The organism is Pseudomonas donghuensis, from assembly GCF_000696345.2.
Classification (GTDB): Bacteria; Pseudomonadota; Gammaproteobacteria; order Pseudomonadales; family Pseudomonadaceae; genus Aquipseudomonas; species Aquipseudomonas donghuensis.
The window spans coordinates 1,901,231-1,923,177 of the sequence record NZ_CP071706.1 but is presented as its reverse complement, the minus strand read 5'-3'; the positions used below and the strand labels follow the sequence as shown (position 1 = coordinate 1,923,177).

The following is a 21,947-nucleotide window of genomic DNA, read 5'->3' as shown; positions in this document are numbered from 1 at the left end:
GCCAGAGTCTGTACATGAAATCAGGTCTCGGTTGGCGCGCCGGGCGGGCTTCCAGGCAGCGAAGTGCGCCTTGCCAGAGCCGAGGATGTACACAGAGGAACGGATGGCCGGAGGAAATAATTAAGCGGCGGGAACGGCGGGGGCAGCGGCGAAAAAGTGCGGAGTTTGAAGCCGGTCACAAAGCGCGAGCTTAGAAACAAAAGACATAGATACTTATTAACTTTCGCATTTGACAATAATTATCATTAAGAATAGCTTGTCGCACGTCGTAGGAGGCCTCCGATTCTGGAGACTTCCACTTCCCTCTTAGAGATAAGGTGATTTCCATGGCGGAACAACTATCCACAAGTAAGTGCGATTCACCGTTACTCCAGGCGTTTGTCGACAACCGCAGTATCCTGGTCAAGATTGCCGCACGCATCACCGGCTGCCGCTCGCGGGCCGAAGACGTGGTTCAGGATGCGTTCTTCCGGCTCGGATCGGCGCCGCAGATCACGTCCTCGTTCAAGGCCCAGCTTAGCTACCTGTTCCAGATCGTGCGCAACCTGGCCATCGACCACTATCGCAAGCAGGCCATGGAGCTGAAGTACTCCGGCAGCGAAGAGGAAGGCCTGAACGTGGTGATCCAGGGGGCTTCGCCAGAAACCACGCACATCAACTTCGCCACCCTTGAACACATCGCCGATGCCTTGAACGACCTGCCGCAACGCACCCGCTATGCCTTCGAAATGTACCGCCTGCACGGCGTGCCACAGAAAGACATCGCCAAGGAGCTCGGCGTCTCGCCGACCCTGGTCAACTTCATGATTCGCGATGCCCTGGTGCATTGTCGGAAAGTCTCAAGCCAGAGGGCTTGAGCGCGACAAGCTGCAAGCTTCAAGCGGCAAGTGGGTGGTGATGCCGCTTGCCGCTTGAGGGTCAGAGCAACCTGCAACCTTCGAAGAACCGCTCCCGCCCCAGAATCATCAATGCCGCACGCTTGTGCGGAAAGTCGAATTCCTTCTCGCAGTGAAAGCACTGGTCGTGCATGTAGCCGATCATCTTGCCGTTGTCCGCTCGCGGCTCGGCCACCACCCGCTGCGTGCGCGGATCATCCAGGAACAGGTAGTGCACCAGTGCTGACAACCAGCTGGCGACCTTGTGCGGCCCGCGATGCTGCTCTTCCCCCACCAGCATGTGGATGCCGCGGTCGTAATCATCCACCGCATAGAACGGCGCGATACGGTCTTCCTTGGCCCAGTAGGCCTCGAAGTAGGCGAAGGGCTGATCATCGAAACACCCGATCAGGGTCAGGCTGTGCGGATCGGCCTCAAGCTTGCCGAGGTAGTCACGGTGTTGTTCGAGGCTGCCGCCCTCCTGCCAGAAGTTGAGCACCCGCGGGTTGTTCTGCCAGCGATTGAACCGCTCCAGGTCCTGGTCGATTTCCAGGGTGCGTAACGACACCCACGCCCCCAGCCGCGCATCGAAGCGTCGATACACCTCGCCGCGCGGCTTGGGTGCGCGCCGGGGGTGGCGCTTGCCTTCACTGATCTGCATCTGTTGCGGGTAGACGCCGGCGAACGGCTGGCCGAGCCAGGGTTGAGGCAACTGCCAGAACAAGCTGCGCTCACACAGGTACTGGCCCTGGCGCGCGGTGCTGACCAACAGGCCACTGTTCAACGCCTGCGGTGGCGGCTGATCCAGCTGCCAGGTCAGGCGCTGACAACCGGGGTCACGGGCGAACAACCAGTAGCAAACGGCCCACAGGGCTTGTTGCACACGGTCGCGGGCACAGTCTTCAAGCTGAACCTGCAAGGTCTCGCCACGCTGCAGGCGCACACGCACCAACGGGCTGCCTTCCAGCACCAGGCTCAGATGACAATCGCCTTCATCGGCGCTGAGGCTACGCCAGCGAGGCAAGGACAAAGTCGGCGAAGCGGAATCGAATGGCATGATCTTGGCTCACAAGGGAATGATCGGCTCACCCTGGTGAACGTCGCCAACACAGACAAATTTAGTCAGCCTTGGGTGTGCTGACAGTGATGCGATAAGGCTGGAAGATTTTCAGCAACTCGCCATTGGCCCGCAAGGACTGCAACAAACCGGCAAATGCCGGGCCACTGATGGGGGCGCCGGGCCGCAACAGGGCGTAATGATGGTAGACCTGGTCAACGCGATCGGACGCCAGCAACTGCTCGGCGCTTTGCGGATTGCGCACCAGGAAGTCACTGAAATAGGAACGGGTGACCAGGGCAACCTCGGCACGGCCGCGCTGGACCATCAGCAGGTTACTGTCATGGGAATAGGTCAGGGTCGCATTGTAGGTGTCGGCCAGGTACTTGGGGTCGGCGTTGAAATCGGCAAAGGCGTAGTGATAGCCACTGTACAGTGCCAGGCGCTTGCCCTTGAGGTCGCTGAAGTAAGCCTGGTCGCGGCCGGGCTGGCGATGAGCGACGAAGACCTCGGCGTCTTCCAGGCCCATGTCTACACTCTCATGGGGAATCTGCTGCCAGCCCCACGCGGGGTTCTCGAAGATCGCCATGTCGGTGCGCCCCTGCTGGAAGTCACCGAAGCGCCGTTGAATCGAAGTCGGCACCAGGACGAAACGATAACGTTGCTGGACGTTGTTCAGCGCCTCGACCAGTTGCGGCAGCAGGCCGGTGTCGGCGCCTTGCTCCGGGCGCACGGTGTAGGGCGGGAAGTGTGCGGCCCCGACTTTGACCTCGATCTCTGCTGCCGCCCAAGCCGAGGGGGCCAGCCATATCGCGGCAAGCATTAACAACAAGGGCACCGTCTGTGGCATGGGCGCTGGACTCAAAGCAACACACTCTTTGCGGGATTAAACCGGAATCTAGCTAAGCTAGGCGTTTTCAAGGCGTTGCACAACTGTCGGTTACGCCAAGCGCAGCAGGCAAAATGCCAGGGGATACCCGGTTGGTCCGAGTTTGGCTACGCTCTTAGCAGTCTTGCATGGGAGCCTACTATGGGCCATTGGCTGGTGATCGACCTTGAAGCAACCACCGACGATGGTGGCTGGCCGGTCACAGATATGGAAATCATCGAAATCGGTGCGGCGCTGGTTGACCGCAAGGGCCGCGAAGTTGGTCATTTTCAGCGTTTCGTGCGCCCCAGGCGACGGCCGCAACTGACCCCGTTCTGCCGTGAACTGACGCACATCAGCCAGGCCAATGTCGATACAGCGGCGACCTTCGCCCAGGTGTGGGCGCAGTTCGAGCGCTGGCTCGAGCATCACGCCGGGCACCTTGAGGGTTGGGTCAGCTGGGGTGACTACGACCGCAAACAACTGTTGCAGGAATGGCAGCAGTACCAGGTCCACAGCTTGCTCGCCGAGTTGCCGCACATCAACCTCAAGCAACGCTTCGCCAAAGCCCGCCAGTTGCAACGGCCGCTGGGACTCAATGGCGCGTTGCAACTCGCCGGCCTGCAATTCAGTGGGCGCCAGCACCGGGCCCTGGAAGACGCCCGCAATACGGCCCGTCTGCTGCCCCTGTCGCTGCCGGCCAACGGCACCTGAAAGCGGATGACGACGCTGCGGGCCTTGGGCATACTGGCCTGCCTTTTTAGCCCCTTTTCAGGAGTCGCCCATGTTTAAAGTCAACGAGTACTTTGATGGCACGGTCAAGTCGATCGCCTTCGGCACCGCTGAAGGTCCGGCCACGGTTGGCGTGATGGCCCCGGGCGAATACGAGTTCGGCACTGCCCAGCGCGAAATCATGCACGTGGTGTCGGGTGCCCTGACCGTCAAACTGCCCGACAGCGACAACTGGGAAACCTTCAGCGCCGGTAGCCAGTTCAATGTCCCGGCCAACAGCAAGTTCCAACTCAAGGTAGCGGTTGATACTGCCTACCTGTGCGAGTATCGCGGCTAAGCCTGAATCAGGCGCCGACCCCATCGCTGGCAAGCCAGCTCCCACAAGTTGTTCACTGCAACCCTTGTGGGAGCTGGCTTGCCAGCGATGGGCTGCGCAGCAGCCCCCTCACTTCAGAAACGCGACAATCCTGTCCGCCGCCGTCGCCAGATGCTCGCCATGGCTGAACCCGGAAGCCTTCAGCGGCTTCAAGTCATGATCCCCCGCCTGCAGCCAGCACAGCTCAATCGCTGACGACAGCTCATAGCCTTCCACCGTTTGCCGATTGCCCAGGGCATCGCGCTCGCCCTGAACGATCAGGGTCGGTGTCTTCAGCCCGGCCAGGTGCGCCACCCGCGGCTTCTCTGGTTTGCCGGCGGCATAAAACGGATAACCCAGGCACACCAGCGCATCGGCGCCCAACTCGTCGGCCAGCAAACTCGCCATGCGCCCGCCCATGGACTTGCCGCCGATGGCCAACGCCCCAGTGACCAATGGTCGCACCTGCGCATACACCTCACGCCAGCAGTCCAGTAATTGGGCCTGCGGATTTGGCGGCCTTTTGCCACCATCGATGCGCCGCTGGGCCATGTAGGGGAACTCGAAGCGCAGCACCCCCAGCCCTTGCTCCGCCAGCCTTTGCGCGATTTCCTGCATGAACCCGCTGTCCATCGGCGCCCCCGCGCCATGGGCCAGGATCAGGCACCGCGATTGCTGGCCATCCCCCTGATTTTGCGGGGCATTCCACCGCCAGCCGCGGCTTTCGACCAGCCGCGCCCATTGATCCCCGTCAATACCGGCCAGTTGCCCATTACTCATGCTTGCCTCGCTGTTTAGTCTGCCTATAACCGTGGATGGGAACCCATACATGAACACAACCAGCAGTACCGCCTACAACTACAAGGTGGTCCGCCAATTCGCCATTATGACGGTGGTGTGGGGAATCGTCGGGATGGGGCTCGGCGTTTTTCTCGCCGCGCAACTCGTCTGGCCTTCGCTCAACTTCGACCTCCCCTGGACCAGCTTCGGCCGCCTGCGACCGCTGCACACCAACGCGGTGATCTTCGCCTTCGGTGGTTGCGCACTGTTCGCCGCTTCCTACTATTCGGTCCAGCGCACCTGCCAGACCACCCTGTTCTCGCCACGCCTGGCAGCTTTCACCTTCTGGGCCTGGCAACTGGTGATTCTGCTGGCTGCGATCAGCCTGCCGCTGGGTTATACCAGCTCCAAGGAATACGCCGAACTGGAATGGCCGATCGACATCCTCATCACCATTGTCTGGGTGGCCTATGCCGTGGTGTTCTTCGGCACCCTGATGAAGCGCACCACCAAGCACATTTATGTGGGTAACTGGTTCTTCGGCGCGTTCATCATCACCGTGGCGATCCTGCACATCGTCAACAACCTGGAAGTGCCAGTCAGCCTGACCAAGTCCTACTCGCTGTACGGTGGCGCCACCGACGCCATGGTCCAGTGGTGGTACGGTCACAACGCCGTGGGCTTCTTCCTGACTGCCGGCTTCCTGGGCATGATGTACTACTTCGTGCCAAAACAGGCCGAACGTCCGGTGTATTCCTATCGCCTGTCGATCGTGCACTTCTGGGCGCTGATCACCCTGTACATCTGGGCAGGTCCCCACCACCTGCACTACACCGCCCTGCCCGACTGGGCACAATCGCTGGGCATGATCATGTCGCTGGTCCTCCTGGCGCCAAGCTGGGGCGGCATGATCAACGGCATGATGACCCTCTCGGGCGCCTGGCATAAGCTGCGCAGCGACCCGATCCTGCGCTTCCTCGTGGTCTCCCTGGCGTTCTACGGCATGTCGACCTTCGAAGGCCCGATGATGGCGATCAAGACCGTCAACGCCCTGTCGCACTACACCGACTGGACCATCGGCCACGTACACGCCGGTGCGTTGGGCTGGGTGGCGATGATCTCGATCGGCGCCCTGTACCACATGATCCCGAAAATCTTCGGCCGCGAGCAGATGTACAGCCTCGGCCTGATCAACGCGCACTTCTGGCTGGCAACCATCGGCACCGTGCTCTACATCGCCTCGATGTGGGTCAACGGCATCGCCCAGGGCCTGATGTGGCGCGCAGTCAACGAAGACGGCACGCTGACCTACTCCTTCGTCGAAACCCTGGTGGCCAGCCACCCAGGCTTCATCGTGCGCTTCGTCGGCGGGGCGATCTTCCTTACCGGCATGCTGCTGATGGCGTACAACACCTGGCGCACCGTGCGTGCCCCGGTGGCCGCGACTGCCCCTGCCGCCGCGCAGCTGGCCTGAGGAGACCCTGATGAAACACGAAGTAATCGAGAAGAACGTCTTCCTGCTGGTGCTGTTGATGGTGTTTGCCGTCAGCATCGGCGGCTTGACCCAGATCGTCCCGCTGTTCTTCCAGGACGTCACCAACAAGCCGGTCGAAGGCATGAAGCCCTACACCGCGCTGCAACTGGAAGGCCGCGACGTCTACATCCGTGAAGGCTGCGTGCAGTGCCACTCGCAGATGATCCGTCCGTTCCGCGCCGAAACCGAACGCTACGGCCACTACTCGGTCGCCGGTGAAAGCGTCTGGGACCATCCGTTCCTCTGGGGCTCCAAGCGTACCGGCCCGGACCTGGCCCGCGTTGGCGGCCGCTACTCCGATGACTGGCACCGTGCGCACCTGTACAACCCGCGCAACGTCGTGCCCGAGTCGAAGATGCCGGCCTACCCATGGCTGGTCGCCAACCCAGTCGACAGCAGCCACACCGAGACCAAGCTGCGCACCATGCGCACCCTCGGCGTGCCGTACACCGATGCCGACATCGGCGGCGCGGTGGAGTCGCTCAAGGGCAAGACCGAAATGGACGCGCTGGTCGCCTACCTGCAGGTGCTCGGCACCGCGATCAAGAACAAGAGGTAAGCGCCATGGACTTCACACTGGATATCGGCCAATTGCGAGGCCTGGGCACCCTGCTGGTGGCCATCGCCTTCATCGGCCTGTCGCTGTGGGTGTTCAACGGCCGGCGTGACCGTGAATTCGCCGAAGCCAGCCTGCTGCCGTTCGCCGACGACCGCCTGGCACCTGCCGCCAACGAACCCGAACCGAGGAGTAACGGGCAATGACCACCTTCTGGAGTACGTACATCAGCGTACTGACCATCGGCAGCCTGATCGGCCTGACCTGGCTGCTGCTGGGCACCCGCAAGGGTGAAACCAAAGGCACCACCGACCAGACCATGGGCCACAGCTTCGACGGCATCGAGGAGTACGACAACCCGCTGCCCAAGTGGTGGTTCTGGCTGTTCGTCGGCACCCTGGTGTTTTCGGTCGGCTACCTGATCCTCTATCCGGGCCTGGGCAACTGGAAAGGCATCCTGCCGGGCTATGAAGACGGCTGGACCCAGACCAACGAATGGCAAAAGGAAATGAACAAGGCCGATGCCAAGTTCGGACCGATCTTCGCCAAATTCGCCGCCATGCCGGTGGAAGAAGTGGCCAAGGATCCGCAGGCGCTGAAAATGGGCGGCCGTCTGTTCGCCTCCAACTGCGCGGTGTGCCACGGCTCGGACGCCAAGGGTGCCTACGGCTTCCCTAACCTCACCGACAAGGACTGGCGCTGGGGCGGCGAGCCGGAAACCATCAAGGCTTCGATCATGGGCGGTCGTCACGGGGTAATGCCGGCCTGGGCCGAAGTGATTGGCGAACAAGGCGTTGCCGACGTGGCCGCGTTCGTGCTGACCAACCTCGATGGCCGCAGCCTGCCGCAAGACGCCAAGGCCGACCCTGCCAACGGCGAGAAGCTGTTCGCCACCAACTGCGTAGCCTGCCACGGCCCGCAAGGCAAGGGCACCCCGGCCATGGGCGCACCGGACCTGACCCACCCGACCGCGTTCATCTACGGTTCGAGCTTCGCCCAACTGCAGCAGACCATCCGTTATGGCCGCCAGGGCCAGATGCCTGCCCAGGAAGCGATCCAGGGCAACGACAAGGTCCACCTGCTGGCCGCCTATGTCTACAGCCTGTCCCAGGAGGAACCTGCACAAGGCGAAACCCTGTCTGCCAAGTAAAACGATTGAGTAACTGAGCCTTGACTCAAACCGCCGCATCGGCACCCGATGCGGCGGTTCCCTTCGCCCCTTGCGACCAAGTGTCGCACCCCGCCCTGCCCCCGCCTTGCACCCCCCTCGATCACAACTAAGCTTGTTGCCACAGCGACTGAAACAGCCGGCGCGCTTGCACCTTTTTGGGGCATTTTTCGTCAGCGGTTCTGCGCAAAGGCTGATGGGGCCGACTCAAGCGCCGATGTGCGAGTGATCAACGGCACTGAGCAAGCGTTCGGCAGAAGCCTTTGCCTTAGACGAAAAATCAAATTTTGGTACACATATCAATTAATTAATTGTGTACAATTTTACCGCCGAAAAGGCTCGAAACCGCTGTGGGGCAGGCGTTGGCAAGGATCGGCGCGGGCGCCATCGCGTTGCAATAACCACACGGTTTATACATACTTGCGCCGATTTTTACCCTATAAAAACACCCAAACCGTGGAACCTTAGAATGAGCACAGCAATCAGTCCGACTGCTTATAACTATAAGGTCGTCCGCCAGTTCGCCATCATGACGGTGGTCTGGGGGATCCTTGGCATGGGGCTTGGTGTCTTCATCGCCTCGCAACTGGTCTGGCCCCAGCTTAACCTGGACCTGCCGTGGACGAGCTTCGGACGCCTTCGCCCGCTGCACACCAACCTGGTGATCTTCGCCTTCGGTGGTTGTGCACTGTTTGCCACTTCCTACTATGTCGTGCAGCGAACCTGCCAGACGCGACTGATTTCCGACAGCCTTGCGGCCTTCACCTTCTGGGGTTGGCAAGCGGTGATCGTCGGTGCGCTCATTACCTTGCCGCTGGGCTACACCACGACCAAGGAATACGCCGAGCTGGAATGGCCGATCGCCGTTTTGCTGGCCATTGTCTGGGTCACCTACGGTGTGGTGTTCTTCGGTACCATCGTCAAGCGCAAGACCAAGCACATCTATGTGGGCAACTGGTTCTACGGCGCCTTCATCGTCGTCACCGCGATGCTGCACATCGTCAACCACGCCTCCTTGCCGGTCAGCCTGTTCAAGTCCTACTCGGCTTATTCGGGTGCCACCGACGCAATGATCCAGTGGTGGTACGGCCACAACGCCGTGGGCTTCTTCCTGACCACCGGCTTCCTGGGCATGATGTACTACTTCGTGCCAAAGCAGGCCGAGCGTCCGATCTACTCCTATCGCCTGTCGATCGTGCACTTCTGGGCACTGATCACCCTGTACATCTGGGCAGGTCCCCACCACCTGCACTACACCGCCCTGCCGGACTGGGCGCAGTCGCTGGGCATGGCCATGTCGATCATCCTCCTGGCGCCAAGCTGGGGCGGCATGATCAACGGCATGATGACCCTCTCGGGCGCCTGGCATAAGCTGCGCACCGACCCGATCCTGCGCTTCCTGGTGGTCTCCCTGGCCTTCTACGGCATGTCGACCTTCGAAGGTCCGATGATGGCGATCAAGACCGTCAACTCGCTGTCGCACTACACCGACTGGACCGTGGGCCACGTCCACGCCGGCGCCCTGGGCTGGGTCGCGATGATCTCGATCGGCGCCCTGTACCACATGATTCCGAAGGTCTACGGCCGCGAGCAGATGCACAGCACCGGCCTGATCAACGCGCACTTCTGGCTGGCGACCATCGGTACCGTGCTGTACATCTCCTCGATGTGGGTCAACGGCATCACCCAGGGCCTGATGTGGCGTGCAATCAACGACGACGGCACCCTCACCTACTCCTTCGTCGAAGCCCTGCAAGCCAGCCATCCGGGCTTTATCGTCCGCGCCCTGGGCGGTGCGTTCTTCGCCTCCGGCATGCTGCTGATGGCGTACAACGTTTTCCGTACCGTACGCGCCTCGAAGCCGGCCGAAGCTGAAGCCGCCGCTCAGATCGCTGTAGTTGGAGCTCACTGATGAAGCATGAAGTAGTCGAGAAGAATATCGGCCTGCTGGCCTTCTTCATGGTCATCGCCGTGAGCATCGGCGGCCTGACCCAGATCGTCCCGCTGTTCTTCCAGGACGTCACCAACAAGCCGGTCGAGGGCATGAAGCCGCGTACCGCGCTGGAGCTCGAAGGCCGCGACATCTACATCCGCGAAGGCTGCGTGCAGTGCCACTCGCAGATGATCCGTCCGTTCCGCGCCGAAACCGAACGCTACGGCCACTACTCGGTCGCCGGTGAAAGCGTCTGGGATCACCCGTTCCTGTGGGGTTCCAAGCGTACCGGCCCGGACCTGGCCCGCGTTGGCGGCCGTTACTCCGACGACTGGCACCGTGCTCACCTGTACAACCCGCGCAACGTCGTGCCCGAGTCGAAGATGCCGGCCTACCCATGGCTGGTGGAGAACAAGCTCGACGGCAAGGATACGGTGAAGAAGATGGAAGTCTTGCGCACCCTCGGCACGCCGTACACCGATGAAGACATCGCCGGTGCCCGCGACGCGGTCAAGGGCAAGACTGAAATGGACGCCCTGGTTGCCTACCTGCAAGGCCTGGGCACCATCATCAAAAGCAAACGGTGACATTGATGGATATCGGGATGATTCGTGGCCTGGGCACCGTCGTGGTGATGGTGGCCTTTATCGGCCTGGCGTTGTGGGTGTTCAGTTCTCGGCGCAAGTCAGAGTTCGACGAAGCGACCATGCTGCCCTTCGCGGATGATCCCGAAGCCAGCAAGCACGTCGAGCAAGCGCAAGCGAAAGCGTCTAGGAGTAACAACGAATGACTACCTTCTGGAGTCTGTACGTCACCGTTTTGAGTCTGGGCACCATCTTCGCCCTGACCTGGCTGCTGCTGTCCACCCGCAAGGGCCAGCGCAGCGAAACCACCGAAGAAACCGTGGGGCACGCCTACGACGGCATCGAGGAATACGACAACCCGCTGCCCAAATGGTGGTTCATGCTGTTCGTCGGCACCATCGTTTTTGCCCTGGGCTACCTGGTGCTGTACCCCGGCCTGGGTAACTGGAAAGGCCTGCTGCCGGGCTACCAGTACCTGGACAACGACAAGAAAACCGAGTTCGCCAACGGCCAGGCCGGCTGGACCGGCGTGCACGAGTGGGAGAAGGAAATGGCCCGCTCGGACGCCAAGTTCGGGCCGATCTTCGCCAAATTCGCCTCGATGCCTATCGAAGAAGTCGCCAAGGACCCGCAAGCGCTGAAGATGGGCGGCCGTCTGTTCGCCTCCAACTGCGCGGTGTGCCACGGCTCGGACGCCAAGGGCTCCTACGGCTTCCCCAACCTCACCGACAACGACTGGCGCTGGGGCGGCGAGCCGGAAACCATCAAGGCCACCATCATGGGTGGTCGTCACGGGGTGATGCCGGCCTGGGCCGAAGTGATTGGCGAACAAGGCGTTGCCGACGTGGCCGCGTACGTGCTGACCAACCTCGATGGCCGCAGCCTGCCCAAGGACGCCAAGGCCGATCCAGCCAACGGCCAGAAGCTGTTTGCCACCAACTGCGTGGCCTGCCACGGCCCTGAAGGCAAGGGCACCCCGGCCATGGGTGCGCCAAACCTGACCCACCCGACCGCGTTCATCTATGGTTCGAGCTTCGCTCAACTGCAGCAGACCATCCGTTACGGCCGCCAGGGCCAGATGCCTGCCCAGGAAGCGATCCAGGGCAACGACAAGGTCCACCTGCTGGCTGCCTATGTCTACAGCCTGTCGCACCAGCCTGAGAAGACTGCTGAAGCGAAGTAATTCGCGAGTGTAGCAAAAGGCCCCGTCAGTGCAGACTGGCGGGGCTTTTTTTCGAGCGCTATGCGCTCGATCGCCGGCAAGCCGGCTCCCACAAAGGACTCGCGCGCCCCTGTCGAGGCGGCTTGCCGGCGATGAGCCCGTGCGGATCACGCCTGTGCATGACCCATGTCAATTGACACGGGCCAATACACTATTACCCGCAATTCCCCAATGCGGCCAAAAGTCGCACCCCTCCCCCCTACCCGCAGGACAGGCGTATCATGCGCCCTAGAGCAGCAAGCTTCCGACTGCGGCCGGCAGGTACTGGCCGCGGCACTTCTCCACTGCCGTGGGACTCAATGATGAGCAAGCAGATTCCGGTACATGACGTCACCCCGCCTGCCAGTAAAGACAACAGCAGCGTCGACCTCTACGCCTCGCGTGAAAAGATCTACACCCGCGCCTTCACCGGCGTGTTCCGTAACCTGCGCATGGTCGGCGGCGCCGTCCTGTTCCTGCTGTACTTCGGTACGGTGTGGCTGAACTGGAGTGGCCACCAGGCCGTGTGGTGGAACCTGCCGGAGCGCAAGTTCTACATTTTCGGCACCACCATCTGGCCTCAGGATTTCATCCTGCTCTCGGGGTTGTTGATCGTCGCCGCCTTCGGCCTGTTCTTTATCACCGTGTACGCCGGCCGCGTATGGTGCGGCTATACCTGCCCGCAAAGTGTGTGGACCTGGATCTTCATGTGGTGCGAGAAAGTCACCGAAGGTGACCGCAACCAACGCATGAAACTCGACAAGGCGCCGATGAGCGGCAACAAGTTTCTGCGCAAGCTGGCCAAGCACAGCCTGTGGCTGAGCATCGGCTTTGTCACCGGCATGACCTTTGTTGGCTACTTCTCGCCGATCCGCGAACTGGTGATTGAGTTCTTTACCGGCCAGGCCGACGGCTGGGCGTACTTCTGGGTTGGTTTCTTCACCCTGGCCACCTACGGCAACGCCGGCTGGCTGCGCGAGCAGGTATGCGTGTACATGTGCCCCTATGCACGCTTCCAGAGCGTGATGTTCGACAAGGACACCCTGATCGTTTCCTACGACCCGCGCCGCGGCGAAACCCGCGGCCCGCGCAAGAAAGACCTGGACTACAAGGCCAAGGGCCTGGGCGACTGCATCGACTGCACCATGTGCGTTCAGGTGTGCCCGACCGGCATCGACATCCGCGACGGCCTGCAGATCGAGTGCATCGGCTGCGCCGCCTGCATCGATGCCTGCGACACCATCATGGACAAGATGAACTACCCCAAAGGCCTGATCAGCTACACCACCGAGCACAACCTCTCAGGGCAGAAGACCCACATGGTGCGCCCGCGCCTGATCGGCTATGCCGTCGTGTTGTTGACCATGATCGGCCTGCTTGCCAGCGCCTTCGTCATGCGCTCGCTGGTCGGTTTCGACGTCAGCAAGGACCGCGTGCTGTACCGCGAGAACGCCCAGGGGCGGATCGAGAACGTCTACAGCCTGAAGGTCATGAACAAGGACCAGCGCGATCACGTCTACGTGCTCGACGCTGGCGGCCTGCCCGACCTCAAGCTTGAAGGCGCACGGGAAATACGCGTCGCTGCCGGCGACATTGTCAGCCTGCCGGTACAACTGTCGATGGCGCCGGAACAACTGCCGTCGACCACCAACGAAGTCATCTTCACCCTCAAGGACGCTGACGACAGCGCCACCCAGGTTGAAGCCAAGAGCCGCTTCATCGGCCCGCAAATTCGATAAGAGACTGAGCCCATGCCTTCTGCAACTGCCGCTAGCCCCTGGTACAAGCACCTCTGGCCGTGGATCATCATCGGTGTACTGGCCACCTCGGTGACCCTCAGCCTGACCATGGTGACCATTGCGGTGAACAACCCGGACAACTTGGTCAACGATAACTACTACGAGGCCGGCAAAGGCATCAACCGCTCGCTGGACCGCGAGCTGCTGGCCCAGACCCTCAACCTCAAGGCCAGCGTGCACCTGGATGAGCTGACCGGCGAAGTCGACGTGCGCCTGACCGGCAACAGCCAGCCGCAGACCCTGGAGCTGAACCTGATCTCGCCGACCCAGCCGCAAAAGGACCGCAAGATCGCCCTGACCCGCAGCGACAGCGAAGCCGGCCGTTACCTTGGCCAACTCAGCGACAAGGTCGAAGGCCGTCGTTTCGTCGAGCTGCTGGGCAGCCAGGACCAGCATGTCTGGCGCCTGTTCGAGGAAGAAGAAGTCGCCCACGACAAGACCCTGGTACTCGGGGACGAGGCGCTGCAAGGGGCTGAACACCTCGAGAAATGAGTCGCCCCTATCGCTGGCAAGCCAGCGCCCACAGGTTGCACTATCCCTGTGGGAGCTGGCTTGCCAGCGATGCGGCCACCCTAAAAACCTGCGACGACTACCATGACCAGCCCCACGCCCTGCTACCACTGCGCCCTGCCCGTGCCTGCCGGCAGCCACTTCACCGCCCAGGTGCTCGGCCAGCCACGGGCGTTCTGCTGCCCTGGCTGCCAGGCAGTGGCCGAAGCCATCGTCGCCGGCAACCTGGAAAGCTATTACCAGCACCGCAGTGAAGCCAGCGCCAACCCCGACGCCCTGCCCCAGCAACTGGTCGACGAACTGGCCCTGTACGACCGCGCCGATGTGCAAAAGCCCTTCGTGCGCCACAGTGGCGAGCTGGCCGAAACCACCCTGCTGATCGAAGGCATCAGCTGCGCGGCCTGTGGCTGGCTGATCGAGAAACACCTGCGCAACCTGCCGGCGGTGGCCGAGGCGCGGCTGAACCTGTCCAACCACCGCCTGCAGGTCAGCTGGGCCGACAGCCAGTTGCCGCTGTCCAAGCTGCTCGCCGAGTTACGCCATATCGGCTACGCCGCTCACCCCTACCAGGCCGATCGCGCCGCCGAACAACTGGCCAGTGAAAACCGCACCGCGCTGCGCCAGCTGGGCGTCGCCGGGTTGTTGTGGTTCCAGGCGATGATGGCGACCATGGCCACCTGGCCGGAATTCAACATCGACCTGAGCCCCGAGCTGCACACCATCCTGCGCTGGGTAGCGATGTTCCTCACCACGCCGATCGTGTTCTACAGCTGCGCGCCGTTCTTTCGGGGTGCCGCCCGCGACTTGCGCACCCGCCACCTGACCATGGACGTCTCGGTATCGCTGGCCATCGGCCTGGCCTACGGCGCCGGGATCTGGACCGCAATCACCGGCAGTGGCGAGCTGTACTTCGACGCCGTGGGCATGTTTGCCCTCTTCCTGCTGGCCGGGCGCTACCTTGAACGCCGCGCCCGCGAACGCACGGCCGCCGCCACCGCGCAACTGGTCAACCTGCTGCCGGCCTCGTGCCTGCGCCTGGGCGCGGCCGGGCAGAGCGAGCGGATCCTGCTCAGCGAGCTGCGCCTGAAGGACTGCGTGCTGATCCAGCCCGGTCATGTGATCCCCGCCGACGGGCGTATTGTCAGCGGCCAGTCGAGCATCGACGAATCGCTGCTGACCGGCGAATACCTGCCACAACCGCGCAGCGCCGGCGACGCGGTCACTGCCGGCACCCTGAACGTCGAAAGCGCGCTGACCGTCGAGGTCCAGGCCCTGGGCCAGGACACCCGCCTGTCGGCCATCGTCCGCCTGCTGGAGCGGGCGCAGTCGGAAAAACCGCGCCTGGCGGAAATCGCCGACCGCGCCTCGCAATGGTTTTTGCTGTTCACTCTGATCGCCTCGGCCGCCATCGGCCTGCTGTGGTGGCAGATCGACCCGGCGCGGGCGTTCTGGATCGTCCTGGCCATGCTGGTTGCCACCTGCCCCTGCGCCCTGTCGCTGGCCACCCCGACCGCGCTGACCGCCGCCACCGGCACCCTGCACAAGCTCGGCCTGCTGCTGACCCGCGGCCATGTGCTGGAAGGCCTGAACCAGATCGACACGGTAATCTTCGACAAGACCGGCACCCTCACCGAAGGCCGCCTGACCCTGCGGGCGATTCGCCCCTTGAGCGATACCGATGCCGACCGCTGCCTGATGCTCGCCGCGGCCCTCGAGAACCGCTCCGAGCACCCCATCGCCCGCGCGTTTGGCCGCGCCAGCCAGGCCGCCGACGAGGTCCAGGCAATGCCCGGCCTCGGCCTGGAAGGCAAGGTTGGCCAACAGCAACTGCGCATCGGCGAAGCGGGTTTCGTCTGCGCCCTCAGTGGCACCACCGCTCCGGCGATGCCGGACGAAGCCGGGCAATGGTTGCTGCTCGGTGACCAGCGAGGCCCGCTGGCCTGGTTCGTCCTCGACGACCGCCTGCGCAGCGACGCCGCCGACCTGCTGGCCGCCTGCCGTGCCCGTGGCTGGCACACCCTGCTGTTGTCCGGCGACAGCTCGCCGATGGTCCACAGCGTGGCCGCCGTACTGCAGATCGACCAGGCCATCGGCGGCCTGCGCCCGGACGACAAGCTGGACAAACTCAAGGCCTTGCAGCAGCAAGGGCGCAAGGTGCTGATGCTCGGCGACGGGGTCAACGATGTGCCCGTGCTGGCCGCCGCCGATATCAGTATCGCCATGGGCTCGGCCACCGACCTGGCGAAAACCAGCGCCGACGCCGTGCTGCTGTCCAACCGCCTGGACGCCCTGGTCCAGGCCTTCAGCCTGGCCCGCCGCACCCGACGGATCATTATCGAGAACCTGCTGTGGGCCACGGCGTATAATGGCGTCATGCTGCCGTTTGCCGCGCTGGGCTGGATCACGCCAATCTGGGCGGCGGTCGGCATGTCGGTCAGTTCGCTGATCGTGGTCCTCAATGCCCTGCGCCTGACCCGCGCCAGCGGCTTGCCGGCCAGCCATGCGCCAGCCACTGCCACGCATCCCGCGACGGCCTGACCAGGAGCCTCCATGCCCGCGCTTTACATCATGATCCCGGCCGCCCTGCTGATCGTCGCCATCGCCATCTACATCTTCTTCTGGGCGGTGGACAGCGGCCAGTACGATGACCTCGACGGCCCGGCCCACAGCATCCTGTTCGACGACCAGGACCCGCAGCACCAGGCCGCGATGGACGAGGCCGACGGCAAGAAACCCGACGACGGTACGCCGCCTCGTGACTGAACTTCTACCCCTGCTCAGCTCGGCTCTGATCCTCGGCCTGCTCGGCGGCGGTCACTGCCTGGGCATGTGCGGCGGCCTGATGGGCGCGCTGACCCTGGCCATTCCCAAGGAACAACGCAGCCGTCGTTTTCGCCTGCTGCTGGCCTACAACCTGGGGCGCATCCTCAGTTACGCCCTGGCCGGCCTGTTGCTGGGCCTGGCTGGCTGGGCCGTGGCCAACAGCCCGGTGGCGACGGCCATGCGCGTCCTGGCCGCACTGTTGCTGATCAGCATGGGCCTGTACCTGGCCGGCTGGTGGAGCGGCTTGACCCGCATCGAAGGCCTGGGTCGGGGCTTGTGGCGGCATATCCAGCCCGTGGCCAACCGCCTGCTACCGGTCTCCAGCCTGCCACGCGCGCTACTGCTTGGCGCCCTGTGGGGCTGGCTGCCATGCGGGCTGGTATACAGCACCCTGCTCTGGGCGGCGAGCCAGGGCAATGCCGCCGACAGCGCGCTGCTGATGCTGGCCTTCGGCCTTGGCACCTGGCCAGTACTGCTTGCCACCGGTCTTGCCGCCGAACGCACCAGCGCCCTGCTGCGCCAGCGCGGTGTGCGCATCGCCGGCGGTGTGCTGGTGATGCTGTTTGGCCTGTGGACCCTGCCAGGGCCGCACCAGCACTGGCTGATGGGCCACTGAAGCGGCGTTGATACAAATCAACACGGGTTTGCCCCGCGCTCCCTAGACTCCGGACACTGCTGCTTTTTCTGGGGACTGCCCGCATGCTCGACGTTCTTCGTTGGGACTCCGACCTGATTCGCCGCTACGACCTGGCCGGCCCACGCTACACCTCCTACCCGACCGCGGTGCAATTGCACAGCGAAGTCGGCTCCTTCGACCTGCTGCACGCCCTGCGTGACAGCCGTCGCGCCGTACGCCCGCTGTCGATCTATGTGCATGTGCCGTTCTGCGCCAACATCTGCTACTACTGCGCCTGCAACAAGGTCATCACCAAGGACCGTGGCCGCGCCGCGCCCTACCTGCAACGCCTGGAACAAGAAATCCAGCTGATCGCCTGCCACCTGGACCCCAAGCAGACCGTCGAGCAACTGCACTTTGGCGGCGGTACCCCGACCTTCCTCAGCCACGTCGAGCTGCGCCAGTTGATGGCCCACCTGCGCCAGCATTTCAACCTGCTGGAGGACGACTCTGGCGACTACGGCATCGAGATCGACCCGCGCGAGGCCGACTGGTCGACCATGGGCCTGCTCCGCGAACTGGGTTTCAACCGCGTCAGCCTCGGCGTGCAAGACCTTGACCCGCTGGTGCAACGGGCGATCAACCGCCTGCAGAGCCTGGAGCAGACCCGGGCGATCATCGAAGCGGCGCGCACCCTGCAGTTTCGCTCGATCAACCTCGATCTGATCTACGGCCTGCCCAAGCAGACCCCGGAAGGTTTTGCCCGTACCGTCGAAGAAGTGATCAAGCTGCAACCGGACCGCCTTTCGGTGTTCAACTACGCCCACTTGCCGGAGCGCTTCATGCCCCAGCGGCGTATCGACAGCGCCGATTTGCCGGCCCCGGCGGCAAAGCTGGAAATGCTCCACAACACCATCGAGCAACTGACCGCCGCTGGTTACGTGTACATCGGCATGGACCACTTCGCCCTGCCCGATGACGAACTGGCGATTGCCCAGGAAGAGTCGACCCTGCAGCGCAACTTCCAGGGCTACACCACCCACGGGCATTGCGACCTGATTGGCCTGGGGGTCTCGGCCATCAGCCAGATCGGCGACTTGTACTGCCAGAACAGCAGCGACCTCAACACCTACCAGGACACTTTGTCCACCGCTCAACTGGCCACCAGCCGCGGCTTGATCTGCAGCGAAGATGACCGCCTGCGCCGGGCGGTGATCCAGCAATTGATCTGCCATTTCGAACTGGACTTCGCGACCATCGAGCGGGATTTCACCATCGACTTTCGCGGCTACTTCAACGACCAGTGGCCCGCCCTGCAGGCCATGCACGAGGATGGCCTGGTCGAACTGGGCAACGACAGCATCAAGGTGCTGCCCGCCGGACGGCTGCTGGTGCGCTCGGTGTGCATGGTGTTCGATGCCTACCTGGACCTGCATAACCGCCAACGTTTCTCCCGGGTTATCTGAGGTTTTTTGTCGCACTCCTATCCTGCCTGGCCTCGGCACAATCGTCCAAGCTGGCCGAAACACCCTAGCCTGGGTTACCCTTACGGCTTATGTGTGCTTTCCCACAAGGATTGAAGAAATGTCCGAGCCAGTCAAACTGCGCCCCCACAACCAGGCCCATTGCAAGGATTGCAGCCTGGCGCCTCTGTGCCTGCCCTTGTCGCTGAACTTGGAAGACATGGATGCACTGGATGAAATCGTCAAACGCGGGCGTCCGCTGAAAAAAGGCGAGTTTCTGTTCCGCCAGGGCGACAATTTCGGCTCGGTCTACGCGGTGCGCTCCGGCGCCCTGAAAACCTTCAGCCTGAGCGACAGTGGCGAAGAGCAGATCACTGGCTTCCACCTGCCCAGCGAACTGGTCGGCCTGTCGGGCATGGACACCGAAGCCTACCCGGTCTCGGCCCAGGCCCAGGAAACCACGTCGGTCTGCGAAATCCCCTTCGAACGCCTGGATGAGCTGTCGGTGCAACTGCCACAGTTGCGCCGTCAGTTGATGCGGGTGATGAGCCGCGAAATCCGCGACGACCAGCAGATGATGCTGTTGCTGTCGAAAAAGACCGCCGACGAGCGCATCGCCACCTTCCTGGTCAACCTCTCGGCGCGCTTCCGTGCCCGTGGCTACTCGGCCAACCAGTTCCGCCTGAGCATGTCGCGCAACGAGATCGGCAACTACCTGGGCCTGGCGGTCGAGACCGTCTCGCGGGTGTTCACGCGCTTCCAGCAAAACGGCCTGATCCAGGCCGAAGGCAAGGAAATCCATATCCTCGACCCGATCCAGCTGTGCGCCCTGGCCGGTGGCTCGCTGGAAAGCTGACCCTGCGGATAACGGGTATACTGGCGGGCATTGTTTTTCAGGATACCCGCCTCATGCCCAGCGCCGCCTTCGACCTCAAAGCCCTGATCCGTCCGGTACCGGACTTCCCCAAGCCTGGCGTGATCTTTCGCGACATCACCCCGCTGTTCCAGTCGCCGCGGGGCCTGCGCCATGTCGCCGATGCCTTTATCGAACGCTACGTCGAAACCGACTTCAGCCATATCGGCGCCATGGATGCGCGGGGCTTTCTGATCGGCTCGATCATCGCCCACCAGTTGAACAAGCCACTGATCCTGTTTCGCAAGCAAGGCAAGCTGCCAGCCGATGTGCTCGCCGAGGGCTATCAGACCGAGTACGGTGAAGCCTTCCTCGAAGTGCACGCCGACAGCCTCTGTGAAGGCGATTCGGTACTGATTTTCGATGACCTGATCGCCACCGGCGGCACCTTGCTGGCCGCTACCAGCCTGGTACGGCGCATGGGGGCGCAGGTGTTCGAGGCAGCAGCAATCATCGACCTGCCGGAGCTGGGCGGCACCCAGCGCCTGAACGACGCGGGTGTGCCGACCTTCTGCCTGACCGAGTTCTCGCTGAGCGAGTATTGACAGCATCGCGGGGCAAGCCCGCCCCCACAGGCTAAGGTTCTGTGGGAGCGCGCTTGCCCCGCGAGAAAGACCCAGGGCTACAGCGAGATCGGTTTGCGCCCGGCGAACGAATGCGCCAGGGTGCCGCCATCGACCAGCTCCAGCTCACCGCCCAAGGGCACGCCGTGAGCAATGCGTGAAGCGACCAGGCCTTTGTCGGCCAGCAACTGGGCGATGTAATGCGCGGTCGCTTCGCCTTCCACCGTTGGGTTGGTGGCCAGGATCACCTCGGCAAAGGTGCCCTGCTCCTCGATCCGCGCCATCAGTTGTGGAATACCGATGGCTTCCGGGCCCAGGCCATCCAGCGGCGACAGATGCCCCTTGAGCACGAAGTAGCGGCCGCGATAGCCGGTTTGCTCAACGGCATAGACGTCCATCGGCCCTTCCACCACGCACAGCAGCGTGTCGTCCCGGCGCGTGTCGGAACACTGCGGGCACAGCTCCTGCTCGGTCAGGGTCCGGCACTGGCGGCAATGCCCCACCCCTTCCATGGCCTGGTTCAAGGCCTGGGCCAGCCGGGTACCCCCACTGCGATCACGCTCAAGTAGCTGCAAGGCCATGCGCTGGGCGGTTTTCTGGCCGACACCAGGCAAGATGCGCAATGCGTCGATCAGCTGTCGGATAAGTGGGCTGAAACTCATGGGAAAAGGCCTTGATGCAAGTGAAGGCGGTTTATACCTGCCAGACTGGCCAACGTCAAATCTTACAGACATTTAGATTAGCATCGTAAGAAGATAATATTTCTATTTCTTCAGCAGGAACATTCCCTACATAACATACAGCAATTGGCACACCCTCTAACACCTACAGAAGCACACCCCATCTAAAGTCCCCCAATCGTACAGCATCCGGCTAAATCCCCCCATTACCACCACCCTCCTTCCTACATCCAGCCAATCAAATAAACCGCATAATTTCCCGGCGTTCAAAAACAAGTAAATATGCCTCTACAACAACTCATTTACTTATTAACGCACAACCTTTATCAATCTAATTGGAAAACAAATGAACAAACGTACTTTGGGCTTTGCACTGTCTTTACCGCTGCTGGCCGGTATCAGTCTCCATGCCCAGGCAACTGATGGACAGATCGAATTCACCGGCAGTATCTCGGGCACCACCTGCACCATCAACGGCGGCCCTGGCGGCCAGAACTTCACCGTCCCCATGAGCCCGGCGCACACCAGCGAGTTCTCAGGGGCCGGCAGCATTGCCCAACCTCGCACCTTCGAGATCTCCCTGACCAACTGTGCCGCCGGTAGCAGCGGACAGGTAGACATCGAATTCCTGGGGGGCGCCCTGGTGCAGAACGGCCGCCTGAACATGGATGCCGGCCCTGCCAGCGCAACCAACGTGCAGTACCAACTGCTCAACCAACAAGGCGGACCGATCATTATCGGCGGGCCAACCGGTGCGCAGAACACCATCCCTGTGGCTCTGGAAGACGGCTCAGCAACCCTGCGCTACACCAGCCAGTACTACGCCACCGCCGCAACGGTCACACCGGGTGCCGCCAACTCCCGCGTTCAGTACCTGATCAATCTCCCGTAATGAACCGGCAGGCGCGCTCAGCGCGCCTGCTACCCCTAATCAGGC

24 protein-coding genes are annotated in these 21,947 nt (G+C 62.5%); 20 read left to right on the top strand and 4 right to left on the bottom strand.

Annotated features, from left to right (window positions below; genetic code table 11):
- The first annotated feature begins 326 nt into the window (after nt 1–326).
- On the top strand, nt 327–857 hold the full coding sequence (locus BV82_RS08840; protein WP_010225972.1) for an RNA polymerase factor sigma-70: 531 nt from the start codon (nt 327–329) through the stop codon (nt 855–857).
- 61 nt (nt 858–918) lie between these two features.
- Here BV82_RS08840 and BV82_RS08835 read toward each other — a convergent pair whose 3' ends face one another.
- The gene (locus BV82_RS08835; RefSeq protein ID WP_036994389.1) at nt 919–1,932 is read right to left on the bottom strand and encodes a GNAT family N-acetyltransferase; all 1,014 of its coding nucleotides are present in this window, start codon (nt 1,930–1,932) and stop codon (nt 919–921) included.
- 61 nt (nt 1,933–1,993) lie between these two features.
- Nucleotides 1,994–2,797: a substrate-binding periplasmic protein gene (locus BV82_RS08830; protein WP_026001475.1), complete on the bottom strand. Its 804-nt coding sequence runs from the start codon at nt 2,795–2,797 to the stop codon at nt 1,994–1,996.
- 165 nt (nt 2,798–2,962) lie between these two features.
- On the opposite strand from BV82_RS08830, the gene BV82_RS08825 reads away from it, so the two are divergent.
- On the top strand, nt 2,963–3,514 hold the full coding sequence (locus BV82_RS08825; RefSeq protein ID WP_010225978.1) for a 3'-5' exonuclease: 552 nt from the start codon (nt 2,963–2,965) through the stop codon (nt 3,512–3,514).
- A 70-nt stretch (nt 3,515–3,584) separates the two neighbouring features.
- The gene (gene ppnP / locus BV82_RS08820) at nt 3,585–3,869 is read left to right on the top strand and encodes a pyrimidine/purine nucleoside phosphorylase (protein WP_010225980.1); all 285 of its coding nucleotides are present in this window, start codon (nt 3,585–3,587) and stop codon (nt 3,867–3,869) included.
- A 108-nt stretch (nt 3,870–3,977) separates the two neighbouring features.
- Here ppnP and BV82_RS08815 read toward each other — a convergent pair whose 3' ends face one another.
- Nucleotides 3,978–4,667 carry an alpha/beta family hydrolase gene (locus tag BV82_RS08815; protein ID WP_010225982.1) on the bottom strand — a complete coding sequence of 230 codons (690 nt, stop codon included), beginning with the start codon at nt 4,665–4,667 and terminating at the stop codon, nt 3,978–3,980.
- A 49-nt stretch (nt 4,668–4,716) separates the two neighbouring features.
- Here BV82_RS08815 and ccoN (BV82_RS08810) point away from each other — a divergent pair, with 49 nt between their 5' ends.
- From ccoN (BV82_RS08810) to BV82_RS08735, 16 genes are all read left to right on the top strand, one after another.
- A complete protein-coding gene (ccoN, locus tag BV82_RS08810) occupies nt 4,717–6,141 on the top strand; it encodes a cytochrome-c oxidase, cbb3-type subunit I (RefSeq protein ID WP_036994388.1) in 1,425 nt (474 codons plus the stop codon).
- A gap of 10 nt (nt 6,142–6,151) precedes the next feature.
- Nucleotides 6,152–6,760: a cytochrome-c oxidase, cbb3-type subunit II gene (ccoO, locus tag BV82_RS08805; RefSeq protein WP_010225986.1), complete on the top strand. Its 609-nt coding sequence runs from the start codon at nt 6,152–6,154 to the stop codon at nt 6,758–6,760.
- A gap of 5 nt (nt 6,761–6,765) precedes the next feature.
- Nucleotides 6,766–6,963: a cbb3-type cytochrome oxidase subunit 3 gene (locus BV82_RS08800; RefSeq protein WP_010225988.1), complete on the top strand. Its 198-nt coding sequence runs from the start codon at nt 6,766–6,768 to the stop codon at nt 6,961–6,963.
- Entirely contained in the window at nt 6,960–7,907 is a 948-nt protein-coding gene (gene ccoP, locus BV82_RS08795; RefSeq protein ID WP_010225989.1) for a cytochrome-c oxidase, cbb3-type subunit III, read from the top strand. The genes BV82_RS08800 and ccoP (BV82_RS08795) overlap by 4 nt, the downstream gene beginning before the upstream one ends.
- Before the next feature lie 487 nt (nt 7,908–8,394).
- Nucleotides 8,395–9,837: a cytochrome-c oxidase, cbb3-type subunit I gene (gene ccoN, locus BV82_RS08790; RefSeq protein ID WP_010225990.1), complete on the top strand. Its 1,443-nt coding sequence runs from the start codon at nt 8,395–8,397 to the stop codon at nt 9,835–9,837.
- Nucleotides 9,837–10,445 (top strand): cytochrome-c oxidase, cbb3-type subunit II, encoded by a 609-nt coding sequence (ccoO, locus tag BV82_RS08785; protein WP_036994387.1) that lies wholly within the window; start codon nt 9,837–9,839, stop codon nt 10,443–10,445. Before ccoN (BV82_RS08790) ends, ccoO (BV82_RS08785) begins: the two co-directional genes overlap by 1 nt.
- A gap of 5 nt (nt 10,446–10,450) precedes the next feature.
- The gene (locus BV82_RS08780; protein ID WP_010225992.1) at nt 10,451–10,648 is read left to right on the top strand and encodes a CcoQ/FixQ family Cbb3-type cytochrome c oxidase assembly chaperone; all 198 of its coding nucleotides are present in this window, start codon (nt 10,451–10,453) and stop codon (nt 10,646–10,648) included.
- On the top strand, nt 10,645–11,625 hold the full coding sequence (gene ccoP / locus BV82_RS08775; RefSeq protein WP_010225993.1) for a cytochrome-c oxidase, cbb3-type subunit III: 981 nt from the start codon (nt 10,645–10,647) through the stop codon (nt 11,623–11,625). The genes BV82_RS08780 and ccoP (BV82_RS08775) overlap by 4 nt, the downstream gene beginning before the upstream one ends.
- Before the next feature lie 341 nt (nt 11,626–11,966).
- Complete coding sequence (gene ccoG / locus BV82_RS08770) at nt 11,967–13,382, top strand: cytochrome c oxidase accessory protein CcoG (RefSeq protein WP_010225994.1); 1,416 nt, start codon at nt 11,967–11,969, stop codon at nt 13,380–13,382.
- Between the two features lie 12 nt (nt 13,383–13,394).
- Complete coding sequence (locus BV82_RS08765) at nt 13,395–13,934, top strand: FixH family protein (RefSeq protein WP_036994385.1); 540 nt, start codon at nt 13,395–13,397, stop codon at nt 13,932–13,934.
- A gap of 102 nt (nt 13,935–14,036) precedes the next feature.
- Complete coding sequence (locus BV82_RS08760; protein ID WP_036994383.1) at nt 14,037–16,490, top strand: heavy metal translocating P-type ATPase; 2,454 nt, start codon at nt 14,037–14,039, stop codon at nt 16,488–16,490.
- A gap of 12 nt (nt 16,491–16,502) precedes the next feature.
- The gene (ccoS, locus tag BV82_RS08755; protein WP_010225999.1) at nt 16,503–16,715 is read left to right on the top strand and encodes a cbb3-type cytochrome oxidase assembly protein CcoS; all 213 of its coding nucleotides are present in this window, start codon (nt 16,503–16,505) and stop codon (nt 16,713–16,715) included.
- Nucleotides 16,708–17,391 (top strand): sulfite exporter TauE/SafE family protein, encoded by a 684-nt coding sequence (locus BV82_RS08750; RefSeq protein ID WP_010226000.1) that lies wholly within the window; start codon nt 16,708–16,710, stop codon nt 17,389–17,391. Before ccoS ends, BV82_RS08750 begins: the two co-directional genes overlap by 8 nt.
- An 83-nt stretch (nt 17,392–17,474) precedes the next feature.
- Nucleotides 17,475–18,857, top strand: coding sequence for an oxygen-independent coproporphyrinogen III oxidase (gene hemN / locus BV82_RS08745; protein ID WP_036994382.1), 1,383 nt, complete (start codon nt 17,475–17,477; stop codon nt 18,855–18,857).
- A gap of 118 nt (nt 18,858–18,975) precedes the next feature.
- Entirely contained in the window at nt 18,976–19,710 is a 735-nt protein-coding gene (gene fnrA / locus BV82_RS08740) for a Crp/Fnr family transcriptional regulator FnrA (RefSeq protein ID WP_010226003.1), read from the top strand.
- A gap of 53 nt (nt 19,711–19,763) precedes the next feature.
- Nucleotides 19,764–20,312: an adenine phosphoribosyltransferase gene (locus tag BV82_RS08735; RefSeq protein ID WP_036994381.1), complete on the top strand. Its 549-nt coding sequence runs from the start codon at nt 19,764–19,766 to the stop codon at nt 20,310–20,312.
- A gap of 77 nt (nt 20,313–20,389) precedes the next feature.
- On the opposite strand, the gene recR is transcribed toward BV82_RS08735, so the two are convergent.
- Nucleotides 20,390–20,992 (bottom strand): recombination mediator RecR, encoded by a 603-nt coding sequence (gene recR / locus BV82_RS08730; protein WP_036994380.1) that lies wholly within the window; start codon nt 20,990–20,992, stop codon nt 20,390–20,392.
- 364 nt (nt 20,993–21,356) lie between these two features.
- On the opposite strand from recR, the gene BV82_RS08725 reads away from it, so the two are divergent.
- Nucleotides 21,357–21,902: a fimbrial protein gene (locus tag BV82_RS08725; protein WP_010226007.1), complete on the top strand. Its 546-nt coding sequence runs from the start codon at nt 21,357–21,359 to the stop codon at nt 21,900–21,902.
- Nucleotides 21,903–21,947: the final 45 nt, after the last annotated feature.